This window comes from Ideonella sp. P3_A4 (genome assembly GCF_056403075.1).
Genome location: NZ_JBFUGE010001147.1, coordinates 1 through 1089 on the forward strand (window position 1 = coordinate 1; position 1089 = coordinate 1089).

The window sequence follows — 1089 nt, forward strand, 5'->3', positions numbered from 1 at the left end:
CGCAAGACGCGCTGGGCGACGTGGTGTTCGTCGACCTGCCCGAAGTGGGCAAGACCTACAACAAAGGCGAGATCACAGGTGTCGTCGAGTCGGTGAAAGCCGCCGCCGACATCTACATGCCGGTCACCGGCGAGGTGGTCGAAGTCAACGAAGAACTGCGCGCCAACCCCGGTCTGGCCAACACCGACCCGATGGGCAACGGCTGGTTCTTCAAGGTCCACGTCACCAACATGGGTGAGTTCGACCAGCTGATGGACCCGCCCTCTTACGACGCGCTGTTGAAGACGCTGTAAGCCCCCTCACCTCCGCTTCCTGAGGTCGGCCAGCGGTGCGTTGCGCACCGCACCCGACCTGCCTTTTGTCGCCCCGCCCGCCGCCCGCGCCATGCTGATGCACGCCCATACCCCCCTCGACGCCCTCGAAAACCACGGCGAGTTCATCGCCCGCCACATCGGCCCCGATGCCGCCGACGAGGCGCACATGCTGAGCGTGATCGGCGCGGCCTCGCGCCAGGCGCTGATCGACGCCATCGTGCCGCGCTCGATCGCCCGGGCCACGCCGATGGCGCTGCCCGCGGTGAAAAGCGAAGCCGAGGCATTGGCCGAGCTGCGCGCGGTCGCGGCGCTGAACCAGGTCAAGAAGAGCTTCATCGGCCAGGGTTACCACGGCACGCACACGCCGGGCGTGATCCTGCGCAACMTCCTSGARAACCCSKCCTGGTACACCGCCTACACGCCCTACCAGGCCGAGATCTCGCAAGGCCGCATGGAGGCGCTGGTCAACTTCCAGACCATGGTCGCCGAGCTGACCGGCATGGCGATCGCCAACGCCTCGATGCTGGACGAAGCCACCGCGGCGGCTGAAGCCATGACGCTGGCCAAGCGCAGCGTCCGGAGCAAGAGCAACACCCTCATCGTCGCTGGCGACTGCCACCCGCAGACGATTGAGGTGGTCAAGACCCGTGCCGAGCCGCTGGGCATCGAGGTCATCGTCGGCATGGCGCCGGAATTGATGGAGCAGCGCGACTACTTCGCCGTGCTCGCCCAGTACCCGGCCACCACGGGCCTGGTCCACGACATGCGCGAGTTC

General features: G+C 66.9%; 1 protein-coding gene and 1 pseudogene. Both read left to right on the forward strand.

All coding sequences use genetic code 11. From position 1 onward, the window contains the following. Positions 1-293 (forward strand): glycine cleavage system protein H (locus tag AC1DYI_RS36540; protein ID WP_477208972.1); only part of this gene is annotated, 293 nt, incomplete at its 5' end. A gap of 91 nt (positions 294-384) precedes the next feature. Beyond that, positions 385-1089: pseudogene (locus tag AC1DYI_RS36545) on the forward strand (glycine dehydrogenase (aminomethyl-transferring)); the annotation flags it as partial.